The 26,036-nt window shown below is 65.1% G+C and carries 25 protein-coding genes; 12 read left to right on the forward strand and 13 right to left on the reverse strand.

Annotated features, from left to right (window positions below):
- The first annotated feature begins 184 nt into the window (after nucleotides 1–184).
- A complete protein-coding gene (locus tag B843_RS00295; protein ID WP_051483523.1) occupies nucleotides 185–730 on the forward strand; it encodes a class I SAM-dependent methyltransferase in 546 nt (181 codons plus the stop codon).
- A gap of 272 nt (nucleotides 731–1,002) precedes the next feature.
- Here the strand turns inward: B843_RS00295 and B843_RS00300 are convergent, their stop codons facing one another.
- The 3 genes from B843_RS00300 to B843_RS13115 form a co-directional block, all read right to left on the reverse strand.
- Nucleotides 1,003–2,016: an SDR family oxidoreductase gene (locus tag B843_RS00300; RefSeq protein ID WP_034652273.1), complete on the reverse strand. Its 1,014-nt coding sequence runs from the start codon at nucleotides 2,014–2,016 to the stop codon at nucleotides 1,003–1,005.
- Between the two features lie 75 nt (nucleotides 2,017–2,091).
- Nucleotides 2,092–2,778: a hypothetical protein gene (locus B843_RS00305; protein WP_034652271.1), complete on the reverse strand. Its 687-nt coding sequence runs from the start codon at nucleotides 2,776–2,778 to the stop codon at nucleotides 2,092–2,094.
- A 27-nt stretch (nucleotides 2,779–2,805) separates the two neighbouring features.
- Nucleotides 2,806–3,303 carry a DUF6985 domain-containing protein gene (locus B843_RS13115; RefSeq protein ID WP_025251532.1) on the reverse strand — a complete coding sequence of 166 codons (498 nt, stop codon included), beginning with the start codon at nucleotides 3,301–3,303 and terminating at the stop codon, nucleotides 2,806–2,808.
- A 144-nt stretch (nucleotides 3,304–3,447) separates the two neighbouring features.
- Between B843_RS13115 and B843_RS00315 the strand changes: the two genes are divergently transcribed.
- From B843_RS00315 to mmsB, 4 genes are all read left to right on the forward strand, one after another.
- Nucleotides 3,448–4,644, forward strand: a complete 1,197-nt coding sequence (locus B843_RS00315) for an alpha/beta hydrolase (protein WP_038595079.1) — start codon at nucleotides 3,448–3,450, stop codon at nucleotides 4,642–4,644.
- Nucleotides 4,645–4,721: 77 nt separating this feature from the next.
- The gene (locus B843_RS00320) at nucleotides 4,722–5,363 is read left to right on the forward strand and encodes an MBL fold metallo-hydrolase (RefSeq protein WP_025251534.1); all 642 of its coding nucleotides are present in this window, start codon (nucleotides 4,722–4,724) and stop codon (nucleotides 5,361–5,363) included.
- 273 nt (nucleotides 5,364–5,636) lie between these two features.
- Nucleotides 5,637–7,151, forward strand: coding sequence for a CoA-acylating methylmalonate-semialdehyde dehydrogenase (locus B843_RS00325; protein WP_025251535.1), 1,515 nt, complete (start codon nucleotides 5,637–5,639; stop codon nucleotides 7,149–7,151).
- Nucleotides 7,097–8,077 (forward strand): 3-hydroxyisobutyrate dehydrogenase, encoded by a 981-nt coding sequence (mmsB, locus tag B843_RS00330; RefSeq protein WP_244877380.1) that lies wholly within the window; start codon nucleotides 7,097–7,099, stop codon nucleotides 8,075–8,077. Before B843_RS00325 ends, mmsB begins: the two co-directional genes overlap by 55 nt.
- Nucleotides 8,078–8,175: 98 nt before the next feature.
- On the opposite strand, the gene B843_RS00335 is transcribed toward mmsB, so the two are convergent.
- Nucleotides 8,176–8,754 carry a TetR/AcrR family transcriptional regulator gene (locus B843_RS00335; RefSeq protein ID WP_025251537.1) on the reverse strand — a complete coding sequence of 193 codons (579 nt, stop codon included), beginning with the start codon at nucleotides 8,752–8,754 and terminating at the stop codon, nucleotides 8,176–8,178.
- A 35-nt stretch (nucleotides 8,755–8,789) separates the two neighbouring features.
- Between B843_RS00335 and B843_RS00340 the strand changes: the two genes are divergently transcribed.
- Nucleotides 8,790–10,283: a GntP family permease gene (locus tag B843_RS00340; protein ID WP_025251538.1), complete on the forward strand. Its 1,494-nt coding sequence runs from the start codon at nucleotides 8,790–8,792 to the stop codon at nucleotides 10,281–10,283.
- 50 nt (nucleotides 10,284–10,333) lie between these two features.
- Here the strand turns inward: B843_RS00340 and B843_RS00345 are convergent, their stop codons facing one another.
- Nucleotides 10,334–12,865 (reverse strand): ABC transporter permease, encoded by a 2,532-nt coding sequence (locus B843_RS00345; RefSeq protein WP_025251539.1) that lies wholly within the window; start codon nucleotides 12,863–12,865, stop codon nucleotides 10,334–10,336.
- A 6-nt stretch (nucleotides 12,866–12,871) separates the two neighbouring features.
- Entirely contained in the window at nucleotides 12,872–13,651 is a 780-nt protein-coding gene (locus B843_RS00350) for an ABC transporter ATP-binding protein (RefSeq protein ID WP_155895050.1), read from the reverse strand.
- A gap of 204 nt (nucleotides 13,652–13,855) precedes the next feature.
- On the opposite strand from B843_RS00350, the gene B843_RS00355 reads away from it, so the two are divergent.
- Entirely contained in the window at nucleotides 13,856–14,422 is a 567-nt protein-coding gene (locus tag B843_RS00355; protein WP_025251541.1) for a phosphoribosyltransferase, read from the forward strand.
- A 250-nt stretch (nucleotides 14,423–14,672) separates the two neighbouring features.
- Here the strand turns inward: B843_RS00355 and B843_RS00360 are convergent, their stop codons facing one another.
- Nucleotides 14,673–15,239: an AAA family ATPase gene (locus tag B843_RS00360; protein WP_025251542.1), complete on the reverse strand. Its 567-nt coding sequence runs from the start codon at nucleotides 15,237–15,239 to the stop codon at nucleotides 14,673–14,675.
- A 79-nt stretch (nucleotides 15,240–15,318) separates the two neighbouring features.
- The gene (locus B843_RS00365) at nucleotides 15,319–15,855 is read right to left on the reverse strand and encodes a TetR/AcrR family transcriptional regulator (RefSeq protein ID WP_025251543.1); all 537 of its coding nucleotides are present in this window, start codon (nucleotides 15,853–15,855) and stop codon (nucleotides 15,319–15,321) included.
- A gap of 95 nt (nucleotides 15,856–15,950) precedes the next feature.
- On the opposite strand from B843_RS00365, the gene B843_RS00370 reads away from it, so the two are divergent.
- The 4 genes from B843_RS00370 to B843_RS00385 all read left to right on the forward strand — a co-directional run bounded on the left by B843_RS00370 (nucleotide 15,951) and on the right by B843_RS00385 (nucleotide 18,893).
- The gene (locus tag B843_RS00370) at nucleotides 15,951–16,955 is read left to right on the forward strand and encodes a membrane protein (protein ID WP_025251544.1); all 1,005 of its coding nucleotides are present in this window, start codon (nucleotides 15,951–15,953) and stop codon (nucleotides 16,953–16,955) included.
- Nucleotides 16,956–16,982: 27 nt separating this feature from the next.
- Nucleotides 16,983–18,023 carry a threonine aldolase family protein gene (locus B843_RS00375; protein WP_034648641.1) on the forward strand — a complete coding sequence of 347 codons (1,041 nt, stop codon included), beginning with the start codon at nucleotides 16,983–16,985 and terminating at the stop codon, nucleotides 18,021–18,023.
- Nucleotides 18,024–18,332 carry a CHY zinc finger protein gene (locus B843_RS00380; protein WP_025251546.1) on the forward strand — a complete coding sequence of 103 codons (309 nt, stop codon included), beginning with the start codon at nucleotides 18,024–18,026 and terminating at the stop codon, nucleotides 18,330–18,332. It abuts the gene before it with no gap.
- Between the two features lie 72 nt (nucleotides 18,333–18,404).
- Complete coding sequence (locus B843_RS00385) at nucleotides 18,405–18,893, forward strand: DinB family protein (protein ID WP_025251547.1); 489 nt, start codon at nucleotides 18,405–18,407, stop codon at nucleotides 18,891–18,893.
- 99 nt (nucleotides 18,894–18,992) lie between these two features.
- Here B843_RS00385 and B843_RS00390 read toward each other — a convergent pair whose 3' ends face one another.
- Nucleotides 18,993–19,745, reverse strand: coding sequence for a creatininase (locus B843_RS00390; protein WP_231493959.1), 753 nt, complete (start codon nucleotides 19,743–19,745; stop codon nucleotides 18,993–18,995).
- A gap of 3 nt (nucleotides 19,746–19,748) precedes the next feature.
- Entirely contained in the window at nucleotides 19,749–21,083 is a 1,335-nt protein-coding gene (locus B843_RS00395) for an MFS transporter (protein ID WP_081751446.1), read from the reverse strand.
- A 270-nt stretch (nucleotides 21,084–21,353) separates the two neighbouring features.
- Between B843_RS00395 and B843_RS00400 the strand changes: the two genes are divergently transcribed.
- A complete protein-coding gene (locus B843_RS00400; protein ID WP_025251550.1) occupies nucleotides 21,354–22,604 on the forward strand; it encodes an amidohydrolase family protein in 1,251 nt (416 codons plus the stop codon).
- A gap of 132 nt (nucleotides 22,605–22,736) precedes the next feature.
- Here B843_RS00400 and B843_RS00405 read toward each other — a convergent pair whose 3' ends face one another.
- The 3 genes from B843_RS00405 to B843_RS00415 all read right to left on the reverse strand — a co-directional run bounded on the left by B843_RS00405 (nucleotide 22,737) and on the right by B843_RS00415 (nucleotide 25,984).
- Nucleotides 22,737–24,359 (reverse strand): bifunctional ADP-dependent NAD(P)H-hydrate dehydratase/NAD(P)H-hydrate epimerase, encoded by a 1,623-nt coding sequence (locus B843_RS00405; protein ID WP_025251551.1) that lies wholly within the window; start codon nucleotides 24,357–24,359, stop codon nucleotides 22,737–22,739.
- Nucleotides 24,360–24,384: 25 nt separating this feature from the next.
- A complete protein-coding gene (locus B843_RS00410; protein WP_025251552.1) occupies nucleotides 24,385–24,591 on the reverse strand; it encodes a hypothetical protein in 207 nt (68 codons plus the stop codon).
- Nucleotides 24,592–24,661: 70 nt separating this feature from the next.
- Entirely contained in the window at nucleotides 24,662–25,984 is a 1,323-nt protein-coding gene (locus B843_RS00415) for a M20/M25/M40 family metallo-hydrolase (protein ID WP_025251553.1), read from the reverse strand.
- Nucleotides 25,985–26,036 lie beyond the last annotated feature (52 nt).

The raw sequence follows: 26,036 nt of genomic DNA on the forward strand, positions 1-26,036 counted from the left end.
GCGCAAGGGTCTAGGGAAAACATACAGGTAAGGCGGTCTTTTTACTCTTTCTAGGGGCGCCCAAGCGGGCGGATTCCGAGTGCTTCATCGGGATGTACGGTGCCGCCTTCGCCGCGGGCGAGGTATTCTCGACCCCACCCGGGCGGGCTAGAACGAGCCGTAACCGATGGACAAGAGGCGAGTGATGGCCAACTATTGGAACCACAACGTGGCGTTTCATCCGTGGCTTCTGCGGCATGCACACGGCAAGGTCCTCGACGTGGGGTGCGGCGATGGCCTGCTCATGCGCAAGCTGGCCTCCACGGGTGTGGAGGCGATGGGCGTCGACCCTGACCCGAGCCAAGCCGCCGCAGGCGTTATTGCCACCGACTTCCTCAGCCTCCCCGTCGAGGAGGATGTCGACACCGTCATCTTCGTGGCATCGTTGCATTACATGGACGCCCGGCGGGCCCTAGCCAAAGCGAAGTCCATCCTGCGCCCCGGCGGAACGTTGCTGGTCGTGGGGTTGTCGAGGAACTCCTCAATCATCGATTGGCTGTGGTCCCTCGCCAACCTCGTCGCCTGTGCCGTGTTGGAGAGGCGGCACGCCAACAAGGGCGATCCCGACGTAGCGATGACCGAGCCGCAGCTGAGCTACGCCGAGATCCGCGCCATCGCGCGCGAGCTCCTTCCCGGTTTCGCGATGCGCCGGGCGCTCTACTACCGCTATCTCCTTCGCTGGGAGAAGTAGCGGTTGCTTTCCGACGCCTTCGGCTCGCGTTCTCCGGCCGGAAGGAACGACTGAAACGCTGAAACATTGAAACACTGAAATGCAAACTTGAAGTTTAAATATTTAAAGTTTGAATGTTCCCGTGAGAGTTGCGGTGAACAGAAATGCCAACTCACTATTTTGCGAGTTCAAGTAGCATTTTTGGCAGGGTTCGCCTGCGGGCGAAAGTTGAAATCTGAGGTATTAAACTTTCAAAGTCTCAACTTTAAATATTCAAATATTTAAAACAATCCCTACGCCAGGCTGCGCGCCGCGCCGATGATCGCCTCGCGCGCGGGCCGCGGGTGCCAGCCGAGCGTATCCACCGCCGCTTGGTTGCAGGTGCGGCGGGCGTAGCCGAGGTCCTCGGCCACCATGCGCATCTCGCCGTTGAAGCGCCCGAGGAAGCGGACGAGGCCGTCGGGAAGCACGCGGGTGGGCACCTTCTTTGCCTTGTCGCCGAGCTCCTCGCGGATGATGTCGGCGATCTGTTTGAGCGTGAGCGCTGGGCCGTCGGCAAGCAGGAAGCGGTGGCCCGCGGCCTGGTCGGATTCCATCGCGAGGATGTGCGCGTAGGCCACGTCGCGGACGTCGACGATGGGCATGTACATGTTCGCCAGCACCGGCAGCTTTCCGGTGACCATGCGCTCGATGACCTCGTTGGAGCCGGAGGCCTTGCTGCCGAGCGCAGGCCCCATGACGGCGACCGGCAACAAGGTGGTCAGCTCGAGGCCATCGCCCTCACCGCGGACGAAGTCCCAGGCCTCGCGCTCGGCGAGGGTCTTGCTCTTGCCGTAGGCGTCGACGCCGGGACCGTCGACGTTGGTCCAGTCTCGCTCGGTGAAGACGTGCTCATCGTGCGGATGGCCCCAGCCGACTGCATGGAAGGCCGAGGTCATGACCACGCGCCGCACGCCAGCGTCGTGGGTAGCGCGCAGCACCCGCAGGGTGCCAACGCGGGCGGGGGTGATGATCTCGTTTTCATCCTTCACGTGTCCGGGAGCCACCGGCGAGGCGACGTGGAAGACGGTGTCGATGTCGCCCATCGCGGCCGCCCAGCCGCTATCAGAGGTGAGATCGGCCGCGACGAACTCGAGCGCCTCGTGGTTCGAGAGCCCGGCAGCCGTGAGCGAGGCGCGCACGGATTCTTCCCGCGCGAGCGAGCGAATGGTCGTGCGGACAAGATAACCCGCATCCGCAAGCTGCATGATGAGGTGCCCGGCGATGAAGCCGGAGCCGCCGGTAACGAGGACGCGTCGTGGGTTCACCCCCGCGAGTGTAGTCGCGGACTGCGGTTCCCGTCAGGGATAAACGAGCCGAGAAGAAGGCGTCGACACGCAATGCTAACTGAGCTTCCTTACCTGTTCTTCGGTTAGTCCCGCCAGCTCAGCGGGGTCAACGTCGCCGGTGCCCACGAGCGTGAACTGCTTTCCGCCGGCCTCGCCGGTGACGATCTTGACGGAGGTGCCCACCTTGCCGGTGTCCGTGGGCGCGTCGTCGAGCGTCTGGCCCTCGACGAACTGCTTGATGTACTGCACGTTCGTCGCGCCCGCGACGTTGACGGGGTTGGGGAAGGTCGAATAGGTGGTCACCGTGGTGCCCAGCGCGGAGGTGCTCGTGCGGGTGATCACGTTGCAGTCGTCCGGGTTGAGCCCGCTGGGCGTGGCGTCGAGGCGCACCAGCGCCATCTCCTCGCCGCGGGTATACATCGCCACGGCGGTCTCGTACTTCGGCAGCTCGCCCCACGCCAGCAGCGAGGCGGAATCGAAGGCCAGAATACCGCACTGAGCTGGCTCTATGACGTCATTGTCGGTCATGCCGGTCCCGCCGACGGTGGCGTAGAAGTCCTCGTACGTCATGCCCTCCGGTGCCTGGTCCGCACCCACGAGCAGCACTTGCAGCCCCGCATTGTCGCTTGTCGACGCTACGCTGGTGGCCGCAGCGCTCGCGTCGGAGTCCGATTGCTGGTCGTTGCCGCAGGCGGCGAGGGTGAGCGCGGGGATCAAGGCGAGGAGGGCGGTTCGTCTCATGTGGGTTCCTTTGCGGGGAAGAAGGGGTTAGAAGATGGCGTCGCAGCTGTCGGCGAGCGGCTCGGAGTCCCCGCCGATGAGGGCGATGGCGAGCCCGTGCTCGGGCTCCCAGGCGCACTCGCACTCCCAGGCGACCTGCCAGCGCTCGTCCGGGTAGCGCAGCGTGACCAGCGGCTCGTCGCCGAAGCTGACGTGCTGCCAGACATCCTTAGGCTCGTTGATGATGGGCAGGTGCTCCTCGGTGTAGTCGGAGTCCTCCTCCGCCATCTCGCGGTAGACCTGCTGGTAGTAGGCGAAGACGGCGGGGGCGGTGAGCGCGGAAAACTCCTCCCAGCCCAAGCCAGAGAAGGTGCGGATGCAGTCCGCGATCGCCTGGGTGGTGGGGGCGTCGGGAGCGTCACCCGTGTGGTCGAGGTTGACCGCGAAGGAAAGCTCGCGGCCTAGGAAGTCCACCGCGCGGGGTGCGGTTTTGGAGAAGTAGTCGTCGGGTTCGAGATGGCCAATTCCGGGAAGAGTAATGGTCATGGTTTTCAACCTACCGTGAAACGGTTCGGTGCGCGACGGAGAGCGAAGGGGGAAAGTCGCCCAAAAACTAATAGATGCCCCTACGGTTGTGTACAATTACTCATTCTGAATAAAACCCCTCAACCCCCTCACGAGGACACATCCATGCGAAAAGCATCCCGAATCTTGGCCGGCGTTGTGTGCGCGGCCGCCAGCGTAGCGTCGATAAGCAACGGCGCAGCAAGCGCGCAAACCAGCGTCGAGACCAGCTCCCAGGTGGCCTTCGACGGCTCGGCGGAGGCGCTCGTGGCCTGGTCGAAGCAGCCGACCGCGGGCGACGACCTCAACGACCTGTACGCCTTCCTGCACGCGGCGAGCCCGTGGCACCAGTTTCCGCTGTGGAACCTGTGGGGCGAGCAGACGCCGTACACGCCGGACAAGGAGCGGGACTTCGCTGCGCCGCGCCTGGTCAAGCGCGAAAAGGACGAGCGTTTCGACGTGGACCGCCTGTGGATCGAATCGCCCGCGATGCGGCGCGTGGTGCAGGTTCAGGTGCAATACCCCAGGGACCGCATCACACCCGCGCCGATGCTCTACCTGCTCGACGGGGTCTCCGCGCCGGTGCAGTCCGGCTGGCTGCGCAAGGGCGACGTGCAGGGCGCGCTGGCCCACGAGCACGTCACCGCCATCATGCCGGTCGAGGCGGGCGGAACCAACTACACCGACTGGAACGAAACTGACCCCTACCTGGGGCGATCGATGTGGGAAACCGTCCTCATCGACGAGCTGCCCGGCGTGCTCGAGTCGTCGGAAGCGGGCATCCCCTTCAACGGCCAGCGCTACATCGGCGGGCTCTCGATGGGCGGATCGGCGGCCGTGCGCCTGGCCAACCTGCACCCCGATCGCTTCGCGGGAGCCTTCTCCGTCTCCGGTTGCTACTCCTCGGTGAACACCACCGGGCGCGAGCTGTTCAACCTCGCCGCGCGCTCCATGGGCGGAAACCCCGACCTCATGTGGGGCCGCGACATCACCCCGCAGCGCATCCGCAACGACGTGGTGGCCAACCCCGCGGGCATCGCCTCCATGCCCACCTACATCTACTCCGCGGACGGCCAGGCGGGGCCCAGCGACGTGGAGAGCGCGCGCACCGAGGGCATTGACGAGCTGTTCGGCAACATCGTTCTGGAGAAGATGGTCAACCGCTGTACCCACGAGCTGGAAGACTCCCTCAACGCCAAGGGGCTGGGCAACGGGAACGTCACCTTCGACTACCACACCGGCGGCGTGCACGCCTGGTCCTACTACAAGCAGCAGCTGCCGGTGGCCTGGGCAAACGTGACCAAGGGGGCGTACACCTACTAAAGATCTACTTGGGGCCTCACGCGCGGAGCGTGTAAGAAAGGGTGTTGATCGTGGCTGGCCTGTGCCAAGATGGCGGCATGACTACCGTGACCCTGACCAAGCACCACCACGCCTGCGTGACCCTCGCCTCCGGCGACACCCGGATCCTGGTTGATCCCGGCTCGCTCGGGGAGGCGCCGAGCATCGAGGGCATCGACGCCATCCTCATCACCCACGATCACTTCGACCATGTCCGCCCCGAGCTGATCGCCCAGGCCCTCGCCGAGGGGATCCCCGTCTGGCTGCCGGCCGACGCCGCCGGGCGCCTCGGGCTCGAGGGGGAGGGCGTGCACCTGGCCGAGCACGGCGACGCCTTCGCCGTGGGCTCAATCAAGGTGAGCGTTCTTGGCGACGAGCACGCGCCGCTGCACCCGACGAAGGCGGGCCCGCAGAACCGGGCCTACCTGGTCGACGGCCGCATCCTCATCACCGGCGACGAGCACGCCGACGCGCCGGGCCCGGTGGACGTGCTTATCACCCCGGCGGACGCGCCGTGGCTGCGCAGCGTCGACCTCATCTCCTACATCCAGCGGCTCACCCCGCGGCTGGTCATCGGCGTGCACGACGGGCTGGTCAACGAGGCTGGCCGGAAGATCGCCACGAAGAACATCGCCGCGCTGACCGGCGAGGGGGCCAAGGAGGCCACGATCGTGGCGGAGGGGGACAGCATCGAGCTGTAGCTGACTGTTTTTGGCTGCCGGCGTAGCGTCGACAAGCGAAAAAGAAACTATGACGGGGGTCACTTTCTTACCCCCACGGGCGATCGCGAGCGCGGTCGCCTTTTTGTTGCGGTGCGTGGCGATTTGGGGGTTGGGGGAGAGGTGGGGCTGGGGTAAACGCTATTCACCTTTGCGAAGTCCCTTGTGAAGGTCGCGAGGCCTCGGCATCATGTGACACAGAACACCGAGACGTTCATTCATGATCCGGCTCACCACACAACCAAGGAGGCACACATGCGACAGATCAACCACTTCGTCGGCGGCCAGACCACCGCCGAGAGCGCCCGCCAGGGCGACGTCCTCAACCCGGCGACCGGCAAGGTCCAGGCACAGGTCTCCCTGGCCAGCAAGGCCGAGGTCGACGCCTGCATCGACAACGCCCGCGAGGCCCAGCGCGCGTGGGGCGCGATGAACCCGCAGCGCCGCATCCGCGTGATCAACAAGTGGCTGCAGCTCATCCACGAGAACCAGGACGAGCTCGCCCGCCTCATCACCCTCGAGCACGGCAAGACCTACGACGACGCGCTCGGCGACATCGCCCGCGGCACCGACGTCCTCGAGTTCTCGCTCGGCGCACCGCACCAGCTCAAGGGCGAGTACTCCACCAACGTCGGCAGCGGCATCGACACTTACTCCCTGCGCCAGCCGCTCGGCGTGGTCGCCGGCATCACCCCGTTCAACTTCCCGGCGATGATCCCGCTGTGGAAGGCGGGCCCGGCGCTGGCCGCGGGCAACGCGTTCGTGCTCAAGCCCTCCGAGCGCGACCCCTCCGTCCCGGTCCGACTCGCCGAGCTCTTCCTCGAGGCTGGCGGCCCGGCGGGCGTGTTCAACGTCATCAACGGCGACAAGGAAGCCGTGGACGCGATCCTCGATTCCCCGGTGATCAAGGCCGTGGGCTTCGTCGGCTCCACCGCCATCGCGCAGTACATCTTCGAGCGCTGCGCGGCCACCGGCAAGCGCGCGCAGTGCTTCGGCGGCGCGAAGAACCACGTGCTGGTCATGCCCGACGCTAACATCGACGCAGCGGCCGACGCCATCGTCGGTGCCGCCTACGGCTCCGCGGGCGAGCGCTGCATGGCCCTGTCCGTCGCAGTCCCGGTGGGCGAGGAGACCGCCGAGCGCCTCAAGGCGGCCATCGTCGAGCGCATCGGCAACCTCACCGTCGGCCACGGCCTGGAGAAGGGCGTCGACTACGGCCCGCTCGTGGCGCAGTCCGCGCTCGACCGCGTCAACCGCCTCATCGAGGAGGGCGTGCAGGCCGGTGCCGACATCGTCGTCGACGGCCGCGGCATCGACCTCTCCGACAAGGAGTTCGAGGGCGAGTCCCTGGGCGGTGGCTTCTTCATCGGCCCCACCCTCTTCGACAAGGTCACCCCGGAGATGTCCATCTACCTGGAGGAGATCTTCGGCCCGGTTCTCGTCATGGTCCGCGCCAACTCCTTCGAGGAGGCCATCCGCCTGCCCAACGAGCACCAGTACGGCAACGGCGTGGCCATCTTCACCGAGAACGGCGGCGCCGCCCGCGAGTTCGCCGCGCACGTCGAGGTGGGCATGGTCGGCATCAACGTGCCGATCCCGGTCCCGGTCGCGTACCACACCTTCGGCGGCTGGAAGGCCTCCGCGTTCGGCGACCTCAACCAGCACGGCCCGGACAGCTTCCGCTTCTACACCAAGACCAAGACCGTCACCAGCCGCTGGCCCGATGGCGACGAGTCCACCGCCGACTTCACCATGCCGGTGATGAAGTAACTGGTTCAGGGGAATCGGGTTCGCAGAAACTCATTGGAAGGAGAAAACGCATGAAGATCGCATTCATCGGCCTGGGAAACATGGGCGGCCCGATGGCAGCCAACCTGGTCAAGAACGGCTTCGAGGTCGCAGGCTTCGACGTGGCTGAGCCCGCCAAGGAGGCAGCCCGCGCGGCAGGCATTAACGTCTGCGACACCGTGGCCGAGGCCGCACGCGGCGCAGACGTGGTCATGACGATGCTGCCTAACGACGCCTTGGTGCGCGGCGTCATCGCCGAGGCGCGACCCGAGGTCGCGGAGGGGACAACGTTCATCGACTCCTCCACCATCGCGGTCGACGCCGCCCGCGAGATCGGCGCGGAGCTGACCGACGCTGGCTTCCGCTTCATCGACGCTCCGGTCTCCGGCGGCATCTTCGGCGCCCAGGAGGGCACGCTCGCCTTCATGGTCGCTGGCGACGAGGCCACCTTCAGCGAGCACCGCTCGCTCTTCGAGGCCATGGGCCGCTCCATCACCTACTGCGGCGAGCTCGGCAACGGCCAGGCGGTCAAGGCCTGCAACAACATGATCCTGGCCATCCAGCAGGTCGCCCTGTCCGAGGCGATGGTCATGTCTGAGCGCCTGGGCGTGGACCCGCAGGTGTTCTTCGACGTGGTCTCCAACGCCACCGGGTCGAGCTGGTCGCTGACTAAGAACTGCCCGGTAACTGGTCCGGTCCCGACCTCGCCGGCGAACAACGACTTCAAGCCGGGGTTTGCCACCGCGCTCATGCTCAAGGACCTGCGCCTAGCGATGCAGGCGGCTGAGTCCACCAAGACCGCGACCGTGCTGGGCCGCATCGTGGCCGACCAGTACGAGAAGCTGGCCGCCGACGGGCACGGCGGGGAGGACTTCTCCGTCATCATCAACGAGGTGCGCGGGGCCTAGGCTCTTTGCCTCGTGTGGCGTAGCACCTTGTTGCGTGTGGTGTATCTCCTCACTCCGTGTGGCGTAGCACCTTGTTGCGTGTGGCGTAGCGTTCACCGCTACGCCACACCGTCGACGATCTGCTGAAACAGCCCCGCGTAGTAGTCGAGCAGCTGCTTGCGCGGGTAGTCGCGGAAGTTGGGATCCCCCACGCGACGCATCATCGACAAACCAATAATCAGCGACAGCGCCGCCTGGGCCCTGATCTGCGGATGCGGGTTCGGCTGCGGCGCCTCGCTCTCAATGCGGTCGACGAGGACCTCCTTGAGGTCCTCCTGGATCTTCTTGCCGACGGACTTGAGAGAGTTCTCGTCGCCGCTTCCAATCACGAGGGTGCGCACGGTCGAGTACGGCGCATCCGCGGGCGCGGTGAGCGTTTCGTACACCGCTGTGTACCCCAGCTCGGAAAACTCCCCCGAGAACAGCCGTCGCGCCGATTCCTCGAAGTCGATCGTCTGGCCGAATAAGCACTCCTTGTTGATGAAGTACTTGATCACCAGGGCGCTGGAGACGCCGGCTTCCTCCGCGATGTCCTTGATCGTCACCTGCGAGAACGAGCGCTGGCTAAACAACCGGCGCGAGCACTCGAGGATCAGCTCACGGGTCGATCGTGACGACGAACCTGGATCAGAAGTCATGCTGAAATACTAGCCAAGTTGATAAAGGAGTACCCATGGCACTCGCACTGGCGGGGATCTTCATCTCCCTCGCCTTCCTCATCGTCATGGCCTACCGCGGGCACTCCGTGGTGGTCGTCGCCCCCGTGGCCGCCGCGATCGCGGTGCTGTTCTCCGGCGCCCCGCAGCTTGCCACCTACACCCAGATCTTCATGCCAGCGCTGGGCAAGTTCCTCACGAACTACTTCCCGCTGTTCCTCACCGGCGCCATCTTCGGCCACCTCATGACGGTCAGCGGTCTCGCGCAGAAGCTGGCCCGGGGTATCTCCGCGCTGTTTGGCCCGAAGCAGGCGATGATGTCCACCGTGATCGCGACGGCGCTTTTGACCTACGGCGGCGTGAGCGCCTGGGTGGTGGTGTTCACCATCATGCCGATCGCAATGGAGCTGTTCCGCCAGGCAGATATCCCGCGGCGCCTCATGCCGGGCACCGTCGCCTTCGGAACCATCACATTCGCCTTGGCGGCGCTGCCGGGCAGCCCGCAGATTCACAACGCGATCCCGACGAAGTACTTCGGCACCAACACCTACGCGGCGCCGGTGTTCGGCCTCATTTCGGCGGCGCTCATGTTCCTGATTGGCATGCTGTGGCTCAACTACCGCGTGCGCTCGCTCAACAAGGCGGGCGTGGGCTTTGCCACCGACTCCGCCGACGTCGACTCCCACCGCGAGGAGATCGCCGAGCACGTGCTGGCCACCGAGGCGGGCCTGGCTGGCGGCAGCGCCGCGGGCGCCACGCCTGAGGACATCTTCCAGGGCGACCACTCGAAGGGAACGCACTCCGTCGCCGTCGAAGGGCTCCTGGGCCTCATCCCGATCCTCGTCGTCGTGGCCGTCAACTTCTCTTTCGTCTACGGCTTCTCCAAGTGGCTCGACTTCAGCTACCTCGCCGATGAGAAGTACGGCGCCACGAGCATCAAGGCTCTGCTGGGAACGTGGTCGGTGACGCTCGCGCTCATCGTCGCGATCATCGTCATCATCCTCATGCACCCGAAGGACATCAAAAAGCATCTAGGCGAGCTGTCCGAAGGCGCCAAGACCGGCATCCTGCCGGCCTTCACCACGGCCTCCGAGGTCGGCTACGGCGCGGTCATCGCCTCGCTCGCGGTGTTCTCCGTGCTGCGCGACGGCGTGTTCGGGGTCTCCGACAATCCGCTCATCGTGGGTGTGGTCTCCACCGGCGTCATCTCCGGCATCACCGGCTCCTCGTCGGGTGGCCTGTCGATTACGATGCAGGCCTTTGGCGACCAGCTCGCCCAGATGGCGCAGGACAGCGGCATGAACGTCGAGCTGCTCCACCGCGTGATCGCCATGGCGTCGGTAAGCTTCGACTCGCTGCCGCACAACGGCGCGGTGCTGACGATGCTGCTGGTCTGCGGCATGACCCACCGCCAGTCCTACAAGGACGTCGCGGTGCTGACCATCGTGGTGCCGCTGGTGGCGCTGGCAATCATGCTGGCCGTGCACGGCGTGATCCCGGGGCTGGTCTAGGACCGCACAAGGGGAAGGGGCAGCACCCAGGTGCTGCCCCTTCGCCTGTTTTATAGCTCCGCGATCGCCTCCAGCGGCCTCGTCTTCGCCGCGCTTCGCGCTGGCCACAGCGCCGCGATGAGGCCCACCACGCCAGCCGCGAGCACCGTGAGCCCCACCTGCAGCCAGGGCACGGTCACGTGGCCCAAGCCGGTGTCCGCGAGCGTCTTGATAAACGCCCAACCCATGCCGAGCCCGATGAGCGAGCCCAGCACCGCGCCGTAGAGCGCGATGACGATCGCTTCCAGGTGGATCATGCGGGTGATCTGCCCGCGCTGGAAGCCCACCGCGCGCAGCATGCCGATCTCGGCGCGGCGCTCGGACACCGACAGCGCGAGCGTGTTGATGATGCCCAGGATCGCGATGATCACGGCCAGCGCCAGGAGGGCGTAGAGCACGTTGAGGATCGTGGAGATCTGCTTACCGATCTGGCCCTTTAAATCCTCACGATCGAGAACCTGAACGACGAGGTCGTCCGCGACGGCATCCTCCAGCGCGCTGCGCATCGCCGGGCTCCTGTCACCGTTGGTGTACACCATGAGGTTCAAGAGCTGAAGGTCGTTCTCGCTGACCAGCTCGAGCGCGGACTGCTTGGACAACACGTACGGGCCGATCGTCTGGTTGTCCTCGTAGACGCCCACCACCGGGACATCGACGGAGCGCCCGGCGAAGTTCCACACGGGCACCGTGCTTCCCACCGGGTGATCGACGGCCTTGCTCTTGGAAAGCAGCACTCCCTCGCGCCCGGTGAGGTCGTCGCTGCCGTCGGGCAGGGACACGTTGACGGCCTCGCTCACCCTGCCGTCGATCACGCCGCCCATATCGGTCATGGGCGAGCTCGGATCAGGCGGGGTGAGCACCGACACCGGGGCCAGGAGCAGCGAGACCGTGTGGTCGACGCCCTCGACCTCGCCGATCCGCTCCGGCACGTCCTGCGGCAGCGACATCCCCATGTCCTGCGGGGCGGTGACCATGTAGTCCGCGGTAAACGTCTTGTCCACCAACTCGTTGACCTGGTCGCGCATGCTGGCGCCCATCATGCCGATCGAGGCGACCAGCATGAGCCCCAGCATGAGCGCGAACGAGGTCGCTGCGGTCCGTCGCGGGTTGCGGCGCGAGTTGGTCGCTGCGAGCTTGCCGACGGCGCCAAACGGCCAGCCGACCACCCGGCCGATGGAGCCGACGAACGGGATCGACATCGCAGGTCCCGCGAACCACACGCCGAGTACCACAGCGAGCGCGCCCACGCCCACGGTGATCGCCCGCTCCTTCGAGGTACCGATGTCCGCGTTGAGCGCGGCGACGGCCGCCGCCACCACGCCCGCCCCGATGAGCACGAGGCCGACGATCGTGCGGACGACCAGCGAGTTGCTGCTCGAGGAATCGCCCGAGCGCATCGCCTGGACCGGATGGATCCGGGCGGCGCGGCGCGCCGGGGCCCAGGCGGCGAAGAGGGTGACCACCACGCCGACCACGAGCGGGAGGACGATGGCGGTGGTGTTGACCGCGAGCCCGGCGTCGGGAAGCCCCACGCCCTGGGCGTTCATTACCGCGATGATGCCGCGCGAGAGCCCGATGCCCGCGAAGATGCCGAGCACCGACCCGATGGCGCCTACCACCGCCGCCTCGGCGAGAACCGAGCCGGTGATCTGCCCGCGGGAGGCGCCGATGCCGCGCAGCAGCGCGAACTCGCGCAGGCGCTGCGCGATGATCATGGAGAAGGTGTTGGAGATGATGAACGAGCCCACTAGCAGCGAGATCGCGCCGAAGGCCCACAGGAAGTAGTTGAGGAAGGCGAGCTGGTCCTTGATGGCCTTGGTCTCGTCGTTGGCCTTCTCGGTGCCGGTCTGCAGCGTCCAGCCGGGGTGCTCCTTGGCTAGGGCGTCGCGCACCTCGCCCGCCGTTGCGTGGTCCTTGAGCCCGATGGAGGCGCTGGCCACGGTGCCGTCGGGGGCGAACTTCTCAAGGTACTGCTCCTCCGGGATGACGAGCCCGGCGAAGCCGCCGACGGCCATGTCGGTGTCGTAGATGCCGGAGAGGGCGAAGGTCTCCCGGCCGCGGGCGGTGATCATGGTGACCTGGTCGCCGACCTTGATAGTGCCCTGCTCGGCGGCGGTGCGGTTGAGCGCCGCCTGGCCGCGGGTCAGCGGCCATTGGCCGTCGACAAGCTGGGCGATGTCGCCGATCGACTTGCCGTCGGGTGCCTGCGCCATGGCCTGCGAGGGGGCGCCGCCGGTCTGGATCGGCTTGCCGTCGGGGCCCGCGATGACGGCGGAGCTGTTGCCCGCGCTGAGCTCGACGGCGTCGACGCGCGGGTCGGCGCGCAGGGCGTCGATGTCGCTCATGGGGATGCGCTCGTCCGAGGTGGCGACGACGTCGATCTGGGAGTAGCTGGAGCTGACGATGTCGGTGAAGCTCTTCTCGATGCTCGCCGTCAGCATGGACGAGCCCGCGATGAACGCGGTGCCCAGAACGACCGAGAGCACCGTGAGGAAGAGCCGGAGCTTGTGCGCCGCGAGGTTGCGCCAAATAAGCTTTCTCATGGCGGCCTACGCCCCTTCCATCTGCGACATCATGTGCAGGATGTCGTCGGCGGTCGGATCGATGAGCTCGCCAGCCAGGCGCCCGTCGGCGAGGAAGATGACGCGGTCGGCGTAGCTGGCCGCCGTCGCGTCGTGGGTGACGATGACCACCGTTTGCCCCAGGTCATCGACCGCTGAGCGCAGGATGTTGAGCACCTCGCGCGAGGAATTCGAGTCGAGATTGCCGGTGGGCTCGTCGCCGAAGATCAGCTCCGGCCTGCTAATGAGCGCCCGCGCGATCGCCACGCGCTGCTGCTGGCCGCCCGACAGCTCCGCCGGGCGGTGGTCGAGCCGGTCGGTGAGGCCCAGACGGGTGGTCACTTCCTTTAGCCATTGCTTATCGACGGCCTTGCCCGCGATGTCAAGGGGAAGGGTGATGTTCTCGGCCGCGGTGAGCGTGGGCACGAGGTTGAAGTACTGGAACACGAAGCCCAGCCTGTCCCGGCGCAGCCTCGTCAGCTCCTTGTCCCTCAAGGAGGCGAGGTCCGTCTCGCCGATGAGCGCCTTGCCCGAGGTCATGCCGTCGAGGCCCGCCATGCAGTGCATGAGCGTGGACTTGCCGGAGCCCGACGGGCCCATGATGGCGGTGAACTTTCCCTTCTCGAACTCCACCGAGACGTGATCGAGGGCCTGGACGAGGGTGTCGCCGCTGCCGTAGCTTTTGACGAGGTCGACGGCGCATGCTGCGGAGGTCATGCTGGTGCTCCTTTTCGAGCTCTTAGAGGTGGGAGGGGATTCCACTTCCATTGTTGGCCTGATCGCGGGGAGGCAAAAGCTTTGCTGGGAAAATTAGGTGAAATTTCAGGGTGGACACTGACCACGAGTGGGTGCCTCGGGGTCCGCCCTGAGGCGGGAACCGTAGGCGTCGAAAAGCAGGAGCTAGGAAACTGCTTGTTGCATCGTTAGACTCTGAATCAATACTTTTCGTTCCCCACAAAGGAGACCTTCGCCGTGAGCACCACCGACGCCCCCAACCTCAACACCCCCGAGTGGTACAACCCGGAGCGCGAGAACCTGACCTGGGAGACGTTCGGCGAGGCGAGCCGCAACCTGTCGCAGCAAATCATCGACTCCGGCTGGATGCCCGACCTCATCATCGGCGTGGCGCGCGGCGGCCTTATCCCGGCCGGCGCGATCGGTTACGCGATCGGCGTGAAGGCGATGGGCTCGATCAACGTGGAGTTCTACACCGCCGTCGGCGAGACCCTCCCGGAGCCGGAGCTGCTGCCGCCGTACCTCGACGCCTCGGATCTGGACGGCAAGCGGGTGCTGGTCGTGGACGACGTCGCCGACTCCGGCAAGACCCTTGACCTCGTGTGCCGGATCCTGGAGCACGAGGAGCTCGATCCCACCAAGCCGAAGCTCAACGTCGATGTGCGCTCGGCGGTCATCTACACCAAGCCGGTGACTATCTTTAAGCCGGACTTCGTGTGGCGCGAGACCGACAAGTGGATCAACTTCTGCTGGTCGGTGCTGCCGGTGATCACGACCGATGGCAGCCACGTCGACGGGCATTAGGCCGCTGTTTTTTTTGGGGGGTTGGTCGAACTCGCTTGGTTGGATTCGCATGGTCGAACTCAGTCGGTCGAATTCACGGCAAACAATACCCCAGGGGGGTATCAAAAATCCGTGAGCTCGACCCATTGAGTTCGACCGAACGCCAAAAGGTCGACTTCACTCGTAAGACTTCAGTCCCAAAAATACCCCCACAGGGTATCAATTTCGCGTGAAGTCTTCTGACTGAAGTCGACCCAACCTCACAAGGGGCTCAGCCCACCTGACCCATGAGCTCCTCGAACTGCTTCGGGGCCGTCAAGCGAAGCGTCGGCACGCCCTGCTTAAGGGACTCCATCTCGAGCGCGTGCTCGTGGCGGTCGCGGAAGGTGCGAAACCACCAGCGAAACAGCGAGTCGGACCCAAACGCGCCGCGCAGTGACTCCTTGTTGCCGTTGCAGCAGGTGTCCTTGGTGATCATGCGCGAGATGGTGCGGCGGGTGAGCCGGCGAAGGGTTACGCGCGGGGAGTAGTCGAGGTAGATGGCCACGTCGGCCTGCGCGAGCACGTCATCGGCGACGCAGCGGTCGACGGCGGCCATGACCCAGCGCGGGTCGCGCACCGCCTCGCGCGCGAGCTGCCGGACGCGTTCCTCGCTGCGCTGCGTCCACGGTGACTTCTCGGCGGGCGCCCAGCGCAGGTCGTCGAAGTCGATGGCCACCGTGCCGTCGCCGAGCGCCTGCGCGAGCCTGCGCGCCGCGGTGGTCTTGCCCGCGCCCGAGGTGCCCAAAACGACGACGCGCGTGGCGCCTGCGACGTCGGCGAAAGTCGCTGCTGGCATGACTTGCTCCTAAAGGTGGTTGAGGGACCAACTGGATACTTTAGGCCTAGGGGCAATTGCTTGTCGACGCCAAGGTGGGCTAAGCCTTCAGGCTGCGAATGAAGTTCTTGCGGACCCACGCGAGCTCGTCGGAAAAGTCCACCGGGACGTTGTCGGGCAGGGGCCGGATGGACATGAGCAGGCCGATAAGGAGCCGGGTCGCGGTGACGTCCTCGCGTATGACCCCAGCGTCGCGCGCGATGGCGACCGCCCGTTCGATTTCTCTCACGGTGCGCTGCCGGTCGTCCCAGATTTCCTGGGGGATGCCCTCCCGCCGCACCAGGGTGAGGATGGGGACGAGTGCGCCGAGTTGCAGCTCGGCCAGCTTCTCGACAAACTCGTCGAACTGCTCCGCCGAGGAAACGCTCGCCGCGAGGGTCCTGACCTTGGCGAAGGTGTTAGTTCCGATCGCGAAGATGAGCGCGTCGCGGTCGGGGAAGTGCCTGTAGAGGGTCCCCATGCCCACGCCCGCCTCTTTGGCGATGGATCGCATCGATACCGCATCGCCGTGCTGAACGAAGAGCCGGGCGGCCGTGTCGATGAGGAGTGCTCGGTTGGCCTGTGCGTCGGATCTCATGGCTTTGATCGTTGCACAACTTGCGCGAATTGTAAAAGGAGCGCTATAGTCCGTTTAAACGGAACGAACCGTTCCCCTTGTTGAAAGGACCAGACATGGCCAGCGAAACCACGGTCGTCGAGCAGCAGCTCGCCGACACCGCCAACGACCACCACACCCTCAAGTTCATCGGCGCGCTCGTGGGCGTGCCCATCGTTTTGCTCCTCATGCTCATGGCGTTCCTCGTGCCCTCCCTGCACTCCGGCGCAAAGGACCTGCCGCTTGCGGTCAGCGGCCCCGACGCCGCGGTGCAGCAGGTCGTCGGCGGGCTCGAGCAGAAGCAGCCGGGCGCCTTCGACGTGACCACCTACGCCACGGCCCAGGAGGCCAGCGACTCCGTGCACAACCGCGACACCATCGGTGCGATCGCCATCGAGGCCGACGGCGTGCACATCGTCACCGCCTCCGGGGCTGGCACCCCCTACGCCACCCTGCTCAAGCAGATCGGCGCCGGGCTGCAGTCCACCGGCCAGAACGTGGTGTACGAGGAGGTTGCCCCGCTGACCGAGAAGGACCCGACCGGATCCTCGATCGCCACGCTCGGCCTCCCGCTCATCTTCGGCGGTAACGTCTCCGCCATCCTGCTCATCACGATGTTCAAGAAGCACCCGCTGCTGCGCATCTTCGGCGGCCTCGCCATCGCGCTCATCGGCGGCTACGCCGTCACCGCCGCGATGCAGTACGGCTTCGACGTGCTGAGCGGCAACTTCTGGCTCACCGGGCTCATGCTGTCGCTGGGTATTGCCGCCATCTCCATGACCCTGCAGGGCCTCTATAACCTCGCGGGAATGGCGGGTGTCGGCGTCGCCGCGGTCATCCTGCTGTTCTTCTCCAACCCACTGTCAGGCCTGGCCACGGGTGCCGCGTGGCTGCCGAAGCCGTGGGGGCTCATCGGCCAGCTCATGCCGATCGGCGCGGCTGGCACCGCGATCCGCTCCTCGGCCTTCTTCGACGGTGAGGGCATGACCTTCTCAATCTGGGTGCTCGTCATCTGGACGGTCATCGGGCTGTGCCTGGCCGCCTTCTTCGGGAAGCGCCAGAAGCGGGCTGCGTCTGCCTAGAAAACAGCCCGTGGCACAATAGTCCGCATGGGCAAGATCTTCTTCGGCAACGATTACAACCGCACCGGCCACCCGGCCGTCATCGAGGCGATCGCCCGCACCCAGGGCGACGCCTTTGGCGGTTACGGAATCGATACGATCTCGGAGAAGGCGTCCGCGAAGATCCTAGAAGCGTGTGGCGCGCCCGAGGGTGCGGTCTACTTCATGGTGGGCGGCACACCCGCGAACGTCACCGTCATCGACGCGCTCCTGCGACCGTGGGAGGGCGTCATCAGCCCTGCGAGCGGGCATATCAACGTCCACGAGACCGGCGCCCCCGAGCACACTGGCCACAAGGTCCTCCCCGCCGCCAGCGGGGACGGGAAGATCACCGCCGCGCAGATCGAGGCGATTGTCGACGAGTACGAGAACTCCGGCACCCTCGAGCACATGGTCACCCCGCGGATGGTGTACATCTCCCAGCCCACCGAGTACGGCACCCGCTACGACCTCGCGGAGCTCGAGGCCATCGCCGCCATCTGCCGCACCCGGGGCCTGTACCTCTTCATCGACGGCGCGCGCCTAGGCTACGCGCTCGGCTCCGAGGGCAACGACGTCTTCCTGCCCGACCTCGCGCGCCTCGCGGACGCGTTCTCGATCGGCGGCACCAAGTGCGGTGCCCTGTTCGGCGAGGCCGTCGTCTTCCCCGACAAGACGCTTGCGCCGCACTTCCGCAGCAGCATCAAGCAGAACCTCGGCATGCTCGCCAAGGGTTGGCTGATCAGCGCGCAGTTCGACGCGCTGTTCACCGACGACCTCTACCTGCGGATCACCGCGAAGGCCAGCCAGCAGGCGCTCCGCATCGCCCGCGCCGCGGAGGCAGCAGGCATCGCGCGCTACATCGACAGCCCCACCAACCAGCAGTTCCTGGTGCTCACCAGGAAGCAGCACGAAAGGCTCGCCGAGCGCTTCGTCGTCCAGTTCATCGAGGCTGGCCCCGGCGGCACCGACGTGGTCCGGGTCTGCACGTCATGGTCGACCGAAGACGCCGACGTTGCAGCGCTTATCGACGCCCTGCGGGTGCTCTAAGTGCACGCGGTGCGCGGCGTAGCCGTCGACAAGCAAGGGCGATGTAGCCACTACAACTCGCAGCGGGACGTGGTGGCCAACAGGTGCGCGACCTGCGGGACGTGGTGGGCCTGCTACCGCTGCCACGACGAGCTAGCCGACCACCCGTTCGGGCGCATGCCGCTGGGGGAGCTGGCCGCGATGTGTGGTGTGTGCGGGCACGAGATGACCTACGCGCAGTACTCGGCGCGGCCGCAGTGCCCTGGGTGCGGGCACCCGTTCAACCCCGGCTGCTCGCTGCACGCGCACCTGTATTTCGAGGTGGACTAGGCGGAACTTGCCTGCTTCGAGCGTGCGTGTTTGCCCGTGCCGTTTGGCGAAAAGCAGGCGTAGGCTCGAGACATGAAGGTATTAGAGGACCTCGCGACCCGCCCGCGATTCCAGCTTGATCAGCTACCGACGCTCGATCTCACCACCGCCAACGCACACCCTGGCGGCCACCCCAACTCCATCGTTTGGCTGCTGTGGCACACCGGTCGCGAGCTAGACATTCAGCTCTCCCACTTGAGCGGCGCGCCCGAGGTGTGGCGCGATTACGCTGCGCGAGTCGGGCTCGGCGACGAGATGGGATACGGTCACACCGACGCCCAGGCGCACGCCGTCGCGGTCGACTCGCTGGAGCGCCTCGACGCCCTACGCGAATACGTCGCAGCCACGCTCGCGGCCACCGAGTCGTACGTTGCTTCGCTTTCCGACGCTTCGCTGGACGACGTCGTCGACACCAACTGGACCCCCGCCGTGACCCGCGGCGTCCGGCTGGTGTCCATCATCGACGACGCGATCCAGCACCTCGCGCAGTGCCACTACATCGTGGGGATGGCGAGTAAGTAGGCGCGCTGTACCTTTCGCCGCGCATCTGTGGGTTGCGCGCCCACAAACGCCCAGGTGGTTAGATGTGCTACCTCGCAGATGCGCGGAATCGGGGTGTGATCAGGAAAACTCGGCCGCGCAGATCTTCAGGATGCCTTGGCACGCGGATTCGGCGATTAGTTTTCCCTTCTGCGCCGAGGAATGCGCGGCATTGGCCAGAGACCCCTCGGCGGGAATATCTGATTTCCTATTCGGAACCCGTATGTATGCAGGGGGCGTGAAGGGGGCGATTTCAGGGATGCGATCTTCGCGGACAGCGTCTGGTGCAAGATACATCATGAGCGAGGTTTCGGTCACTGCGCCGTGTTCCAGTGCCCAGCCGGGAAAGACGTCTTCGGAAAACACCTCGTCGATGAGAGCTGGTTCGAGTGGATCCCACCAATTGGTCTGGATGATCGTCGCGGAATGATTGAACTTTTCATCGACAAGGATCATTGCTTCTTGAATGGGGAATTGATTCTCGAAGTGGGAATTCACGATGAGAACCTTGGTGAAGCCATCAGCAATGATCTCACCCAAAATGTCCTTGATTAGGTCCATCACTGTCACCGCGGTGAGGTCGACTGTCCCAGGGAACAGCGGACCACCACCGCTAAATGGATTGGAACGATAGCCGTAAGCGACGGGCGGAAACACTACCGCATCGATTTCTTCCGCAACAGCCTGAGCGATGCCCACGCCGATGATGGTGTCAGTCCCCAGCGGCAAGTGCGGACCATGCTGCTCTAAGGATCCGACGGGGAGGATAGCGACCTTCTCAATCGAATCCCGGAGTTCCTCCCAGGTCATTTCGTGTGCGTTGTGAGCGGCCAAGGCTTAGTCCCTTTCATCTGCGAGTTCGTTGGTCTTGGCTGCAAAGGCCACGGCAATTCCGGTCACCACTGCGGCGGCGGCGAGGTAGTAGGCAGGTGCGAGTACCGAGCCCGTAGCACCGATAAGCCACGTAGCGATCATTGGTGCGGTGCCGCCGAAAATCGCGTTCGCGCAGTTGAAGGTCAGCGCAAATCCAGTGAGTCGCGTGCTGGTGGGGAACTGTTCGGACAGGAAAGAAGGAAGCACTCCATCATTGAGCGCGAGGATGCCGCCTAGGCACACCTGCACCGTGACGATCACGAGGAATCCGGAGGTGTCCAAGAGAATAAAGGCCGGAACAATCCCAATGAGCATGGCGGCGGCGGCCGCGAGCATCGTGGTTCGACGTCCGAGCCGGTCCGACAAGTGGCCAGTCATGAGGGAATACATGACGTAAAACGCCGAGGCGATCGAGGAGGAGATGAAGGCCGAGGTGGAGTTCATGCCCAGTTCTTCTGAGAGATAGGTGGGCAGGTACGTCAAAATAACGTAGAAGCCGATTGCATTGAGGACTGCACCTGCAAATGCAACGACGAGTGCCCGTGGGTAACGAAATACCTCAACGATTGGTGCCTTCTTGGGCGTCTCCGACGCGGAAAACTGTGCTGATTCACTTGCGCTACGTCGAATCATGAGACCGTAAATTCCCAGGGGCGCGGCGAGAAGGAATGGTACCCTCCAACCCCAGCTGTGCAGCGCGCTGTCATCAAGCAACCCGGTGAGCATGGCGGCAATGAGCGAACCTAGCAACAGTCCCGACGCGGTCGCGGAAGGCACAACCGCTCCGAACAAACCCCGCTTCCCCGTTGGTGCTACCTCGGCCAAGTGCGTTGAGGCCCCAGCGTATTCGCCCGCAGCCGAGAAACCTTGCACCATACGGCAGGCTAGGAGAAGGAGTGGAGCCGCCGCCCCAATGGTCGCGTGACCGGGGAGCAAACCGATGCAAAATGTTGCGCCACTCATGAGAACGATGGAGGTGGAAAGCGTACGAATCCGTCCGAATCGGTCACCGATGTGACCCCAGACTACGGCCCCGATCGGGCGCACGAGAAAGGAGAGTGCGAACAGGCCAAACGTGAAAATGAGTGCAGTTCGACCCGCTAGATTCGGGAAGAAAACTGAGGCGACGACAGCAGACATGTAAACGTAGGCTGCGTAGTCGAACCACTCAATGAACGTACCGATGAAACTCGCCTTCACGGCCGAGCGCAATTCGTGCTTAGTTTGCTGCGGAGAATCGGGAGCGAAAGTTGGCAGCACTGGTGCTTGTGCAGCGGGGGCTTTGTGGATGATCGCCATGATGAACCACCTCTTGGATCGAAAGAACGTTAAGAAATCAGGAGCAGCGCATGCTTCATGATTGGAGATTAACTACCGAGTTTTCCCTCGGTCAATTTCTATAGTTTGATAGAGACTGCAGGTAGATGAATAAAAATAGCCTCTTCCGATAGCTCGATAGGTATTTTCCCGAGCGTGTGCTACGTTTTTTCTGTCGCGCTATAGATAAAAAGCGCGCAACGCTTTAATAGGCTGAAATACCCCCTAAAAGGGGTGATGATTAGGAGTGTCATGCTGATTCGAAATGCCACCATTCGCGGTGAAGAGAAGCTTGTGGACATCTTGGTGGATGAGGGGCGCATCGCGTGGGTTCATTCCTCTGACCCTGAGTTCATCGAATCATCTGAGTTTGGCGAGGTCTACGACGCGGAGGGTAGGTACGTAGCGCCGCAGCTTGTGGAGTCTCATATCCATCTTGATTACGCGAACACCGCCGGGGTTCCTCGTGACAATGCGTCAGGAACGCTGTTCGAGGCCATTGAAATCTGGCGTGAGCGGAAAGAACAGGGTCTCAATAGTCCAGAGGAAATCAAGTCCAAGGCAGTCGCGGCTGCGCGAAGCGCTGTCAGCCATGGAGTCGGCTTTATTCGTACCCATGTCGATGTAACTGATCCCGAACTTGTGGCACTGGGGGCCTTGCTTGAGGTTAAGAAGGAAATCGCTCCGTGGTGTGAGATCCAGATAGTCGCCTTTCCTCAGAATGGCATGTACGCCTATCCTGATGGATCGACGTTGGTCGAAAAGGCGCTCCAAGAGGGGGCTGATGTCGTGGGTGCCATTCCGCACCTCGAGCCGACTCGCGAGGACGGGGTTCGCTCGGTCAAGCATGCGTTCGATCTCGCGGAGAAGTACGGCGTTCGAGTAGACATCCACTGCGACGAGATCGACGATGAACAATCCCGATTCGTTGAAGTAATGGCTGCTGAAACGAGCGCTCGCACTATGTTCGGACTTGCGAACGTCAGCCACGCCGTGGCAATGAGTTATTACACGTCTGGGTTCATGGCGCGCTTGTTGCCCAAGATGAATGCGGCCGAACTGAATTTCTCCATCTGCCCCAACGAAAACCTGCATCTTCAAGGGCGGGGACTCTCGTATCCCGTTCCGCGTGGGGTGGCCCCAGTGAAACAGCTTGTTGATTTCGGACTTAATGTGGCCTTTTGCCAAGACTCGATTTCCGATCCTTGGTACCCCATGGGCAACGGCGACCTTGTGCGCATTGTTGACACTGGTCTGCATGTCGGGCACATGCTCACCCCAGCCTATTTCGACCGATGCCTAGACTTCGTCACCACAAACCCGGCCAAGACACTCGGGATCGACGACTACGGCCTTGGCGTCGGTAAGCGAGCAAACCTCGTGGTCTTTGATGCTGGAAGCGAAAGGGAAATACTACAGCAGTCCGCGCCGGTGCTTTTGTCGGTGCACGATGGCAAGAAGGTGTTCGAGCGTCCGAGCGCCCAAGCCAGCTGGAGCATCTAATTGTGGGTTCGATGAGGGGCAGCCGTCGTGCCTTTCGCTGCGCATCAGGGGGTGTGAGCCCGCAAACGCCCAGGTGGTCAGATGTGCTACCCCGCAGGCGCGCGGATTTTGGGGCAAGCCTGGCACGCGCGCCTAGCGCGCCATCGCGTTGAGGCGCGCCACGGCCTGGGGAAGCGCGGCGGCGATCTTCGACGCCGTGGCCACCCCGTAGCCCTCGGGCGTCTCCGCCGCGATGGCGGCGGCGTGGATGTGCAGCGAGTTGGCGTGCAGGATCTCCATGATCGCCAGCTCGGCGTCCCCAGGCGTGAGCGTGTCCGCGCCGTCGAGGAAGAACTGCTGGGCCAGCACCGCGCCGAGGACCCCCGCCAGCACGTCGCCGGAGCCGGGGGTCGCTGAGAAGGAGTGGCCCGCGTCGACGCCGTAGACCGGGAAGCCGGGGCCGGTGACGTGGGTGATGCGGCCCTTGAGCATGACAAAGCAGTCGAGGGCGTCGGCGAGCTCGCGCAGGAGGGTGCCGCGGCCGCGGGTGGGATCGAGGCTGCCCACCATGGCGTCGTAAAGCGAGGAAAACTCGCCGAAGTGGGGCGTGAGCACGGCAAACGGGTGCTCGCGCACGAGCTTTTGCACGCCGGTGTCGCCCGCGATGATGCGCAGCGCGTCGGCGTCGATGACGACGGGCTCGCGGCGGCTGAGCACGTTGATCAGCTCGAGCTTGGCGTGCTCGTCGGTGCCGCGGCCGGGCCCGATGACCCACGTCTGCGTGCGGCGGGCTTGATCGACGCTGTCGAAGCGCACGGCCTCGGGGAAGTGGTGGACGATCTCCGGCTGGCCGACGACCTGCACCATCGCCGGCGACGCCCCCACCGCGCCCGCCGTGGCGAGGATGCCCGCGCCGACGTACCGCGCGCTACCTGCGCAGATAGTCGCGACGCCGCCGGTGTATTTGTTCGAGTGGATCCCCGGCGTGGGGTCGACGATCGGGCCAGTGCAGCCCACCGGCTTCGGCGCGGTGACAAGCCCCTCGTCGCCGTCGAGCACCGGCGCGGTCGGCCACTGGTACGGCGAGCGCACGCTCGGCTCGTAGGCGATGTGCGCGACCGGCGCGCCTGCCTCCTCCAGCGCGATCGAAAACGGCACCGGCCCGTCGGGTAGCTGGAGGTCGCAGACGACCACCTGCCCGCACTCTGGCGCGAAGGCGTGCCCCGCGCGCGCCCAGCCGAAAGTCACCGTCACCTGCGCACTTACGCTTTCCGACGCAGGCGTACCGCTTTCCGCGTCAATCCCGGTGGGCATGTCCACGGACAGGATGGGGCGGCGGCGCAGCGCGGCGGCGGCGAGAACGTCCTGGGTGAACTTATCGATGGGACGGGCCGAGGCCAGCCCCGCGATGGCGTCGACGATGACGTTGTAGTGCTGCGCGCTATCGACGTCGAAGTCGGCTGCCTGCCAGATCGTCGCCCCGGACTCCTCGGCGGCCGCGCGGGCGGGCTCGTGGCAGGCGGTGGTCACCAGCACGGCGTCGGCCTCGTAGCCCCAGTCGCGCAGGAAGGCGGCGGCGTAGAGCCCGTCGCCGCCGTTGCCGCCGGGGCCCGCGAGCACGAGCAGCCGCTTGCGGCCGTGGGCGTCGAGCATCACCTTGGCGGTGGTGGCGACCCCGCGGGCGGCGAGCCGCATGAGCTCGTCCTCGTGGCATTGGTGCTGCATAAGGGCCGCTTCGGCGGCGCGGACGGTGGCGACGGAGTAGGCAGGGCGCATGCTCTTAGCCTAGTCCGGGGATCGCCTAGGCGACGGAGTGCTCGATGTCCTTGCGGCTCGGCGCGAGCACCGGCGCGCTCGTGGTCGTGACGGTCACGACGGAAGCAGCGGCGTCGGTGGAGGTCTCGACGGCCTCCGCCTGCGGGACGGTGACGGCGAGAGTGGCGGCGAAGATCATGGTCGCAACGCCTGCGTTGCGGGTGCGTGCGGAGAAACGGTGCGTGCTGAACATGCTTCTAACTATGCGGCCGCCTGCTGGCACCGCCGTGGGAGAAGCCTGTGACGGCGGCGCAAGTTCCGTATTAATAGAGGAAGCGTTCGATGACGGCCTCGTAACCCGCGACGGTGAGCTTCAGGTCCTCCAGGTAGAGGTACTCGTCGTGGGAGTGGAGCTGGCCGTGGGCGTGGCCCAGGGTGCGCTCGCGGGCGTGAACCGCGAAGCCGTAGCCCACCCCGCCGAGGCGGCGGGCGAAGCGCAGGTCGGAGCCGCCAGGGGCGATCATCGGCACGACGTCGGCGTCGGGGAAGAAGTCGCGCAGGGTGTCGGAAAGCGCCTGGTAGAGCGGGTGGTTGGTGGGAGAGAGCGTGGCCTCCTCGCAGATGAGCGGCTCGATCTCCACCTCGGGGGCGAGGTCGCCGAGCGCCTGGGTGAGCAGGCGATCGACGTAGGCGTCGTCCTGGCCGGGCAGGGTGCGGATGTCCATCTCCAGCCACGCGTGGCTGGGCAGCACGTTGATCGCCTGGCCAGCCCTTAAGACCGTCTGGGAGATCGTGAGATGGCTGACCGCGTCGGCAAACGCGGCGAGCTCGCCCAGGGGGGCGGGGTCGCCGCCGTCGATAAGCGATGCCTGCGTTACCGGGTCGAAGCGGAACGCCTTGACAAACCCGCCCCAGATGTCGCTGTGGCTGACCTCCGGGGTGATGCCTGCGATGCGGCGCGCGACCTCGGCGATCTTCACGATCGCGGAGTCCTTGGCGTAGGGAGCGGAGCCGTGGCCGGCGTCCCCGTGGACGTGCAGGCGGCGCTGCGCGGCACCCTTCTCGCCGACGTAGACGATGACGGAGTCGGAGCCGTCCGCGCCGGGGATGTGCGAGCCGCCGGTCTCGGACAGGCAGTTCTTCCAGCTGAACGCGTCGCTGTGGTTCTCGGATAGCCACTTGGCGCCGAGCGTGCCGCGGGACTCCTCGTCGGCCACGCCCACGAAGTACAGGGTGCCCTTGTTGCCGCCGCGGCGGGCGACCTCGCGGGTGACGGCGGCCATCGTCGCGGTGATGAACAGCATGTCGACGGCGCCGCGGCCGTAGAGCTTGCCGTCCGCGACTACGGCGTCGAAGGCGGGCTTGGTCCACTTGGACTCGTCTACTGGGACGACGTCGGTGTGACCGAGCAGGGTGAGTGGCTCCGCGCCCTCGTCGGTGCCGGGGACGGTGACGATGATGCTCGTGCGCCCGGGTTCGGGCTCGAGCCGCTGGATCGAGACGCGCCCGGCGGGCAGCCCGCCGAAGAAGCGCTCGAGCGTGTCCGCGTTGCGGACCTCCTGGCCGGAGCCCGGGGTGAAGTCGTTCACGCAGGCGTTGGAGATGAGCTCCTTGAGAAGGGTGAGGGTGTCGTCGTACAGCGTCATGAGACCCACTCTAGGTGCGTTGGGGGTAAAAGAGGGGGGCATAAATTCGTGT

Origin of the sequence: Corynebacterium vitaeruminis DSM 20294 (assembly GCF_000550805.1) — a bacterium.
In the GTDB taxonomy this organism is placed as follows: domain Bacteria; phylum Actinomycetota; class Actinomycetes; order Mycobacteriales; family Mycobacteriaceae; genus Corynebacterium; species Corynebacterium vitaeruminis.

Excerpts from the sequence above, each read along its gene's own strand:
- B843_RS00295 (WP_051483523.1), top strand. The coding sequence starts at position 185 with ATGGCCAACTATTGGAACCACAACGTGGCGTTTCATCCGTGGCTTCTG.
- B843_RS00305 (WP_034652271.1), bottom strand. The coding sequence starts at position 2,778 with ATGAGACGAACCGCCCTCCTCGCCTTGATCCCCGCGCTCACCCTCGCC.
- B843_RS13115 (WP_025251532.1), bottom strand. The coding sequence starts at position 3,303 with ATGACCATTACTCTTCCCGGAATTGGCCATCTCGAACCCGACGACTAC.
- B843_RS00315 (WP_038595079.1), top strand. The coding sequence starts at position 3,448 with ATGCGAAAAGCATCCCGAATCTTGGCCGGCGTTGTGTGCGCGGCCGCC.
- B843_RS00320 (WP_025251534.1), top strand. The coding sequence starts at position 4,722 with ATGACTACCGTGACCCTGACCAAGCACCACCACGCCTGCGTGACCCTC.
- B843_RS00325 (WP_025251535.1), top strand. The coding sequence starts at position 5,637 with ATGCGACAGATCAACCACTTCGTCGGCGGCCAGACCACCGCCGAGAGC.
- B843_RS00335 (WP_025251537.1), bottom strand. The coding sequence starts at position 8,754 with ATGACTTCTGATCCAGGTTCGTCGTCACGATCGACCCGTGAGCTGATC.
- B843_RS00340 (WP_025251538.1), top strand. The coding sequence starts at position 8,790 with ATGGCACTCGCACTGGCGGGGATCTTCATCTCCCTCGCCTTCCTCATC.
- B843_RS00345 (WP_025251539.1), bottom strand. The coding sequence starts at position 12,865 with ATGAGAAAGCTTATTTGGCGCAACCTCGCGGCGCACAAGCTCCGGCTC.
- B843_RS00350 (WP_155895050.1), bottom strand. The coding sequence starts at position 13,651 with ATGGAAGTGGAATCCCCTCCCACCTCTAAGAGCTCGAAAAGGAGCACC.
- B843_RS00360 (WP_025251542.1), bottom strand. The coding sequence starts at position 15,239 with ATGCCAGCAGCGACTTTCGCCGACGTCGCAGGCGCCACGCGCGTCGTC.
- B843_RS00365 (WP_025251543.1), bottom strand. The coding sequence starts at position 15,855 with ATGAGATCCGACGCACAGGCCAACCGAGCACTCCTCATCGACACGGCC.
- B843_RS00370 (WP_025251544.1), top strand. The coding sequence starts at position 15,951 with ATGGCCAGCGAAACCACGGTCGTCGAGCAGCAGCTCGCCGACACCGCC.
- B843_RS00375 (WP_034648641.1), top strand. The coding sequence starts at position 16,983 with ATGGGCAAGATCTTCTTCGGCAACGATTACAACCGCACCGGCCACCCG.
- B843_RS00385 (WP_025251547.1), top strand. The coding sequence starts at position 18,405 with ATGAAGGTATTAGAGGACCTCGCGACCCGCCCGCGATTCCAGCTTGAT.
- B843_RS00395 (WP_081751446.1), bottom strand. The coding sequence starts at position 21,083 with ATGGCGATCATCCACAAAGCCCCCGCTGCACAAGCACCAGTGCTGCCA.
- B843_RS00400 (WP_025251550.1), top strand. The coding sequence starts at position 21,354 with ATGCTGATTCGAAATGCCACCATTCGCGGTGAAGAGAAGCTTGTGGAC.
- B843_RS00405 (WP_025251551.1), bottom strand. The coding sequence starts at position 24,359 with ATGCGCCCTGCCTACTCCGTCGCCACCGTCCGCGCCGCCGAAGCGGCC.
- B843_RS00410 (WP_025251552.1), bottom strand. The coding sequence starts at position 24,591 with ATGTTCAGCACGCACCGTTTCTCCGCACGCACCCGCAACGCAGGCGTT.
- B843_RS00415 (WP_025251553.1), bottom strand. The coding sequence starts at position 25,984 with ATGACGCTGTACGACGACACCCTCACCCTTCTCAAGGAGCTCATCTCC.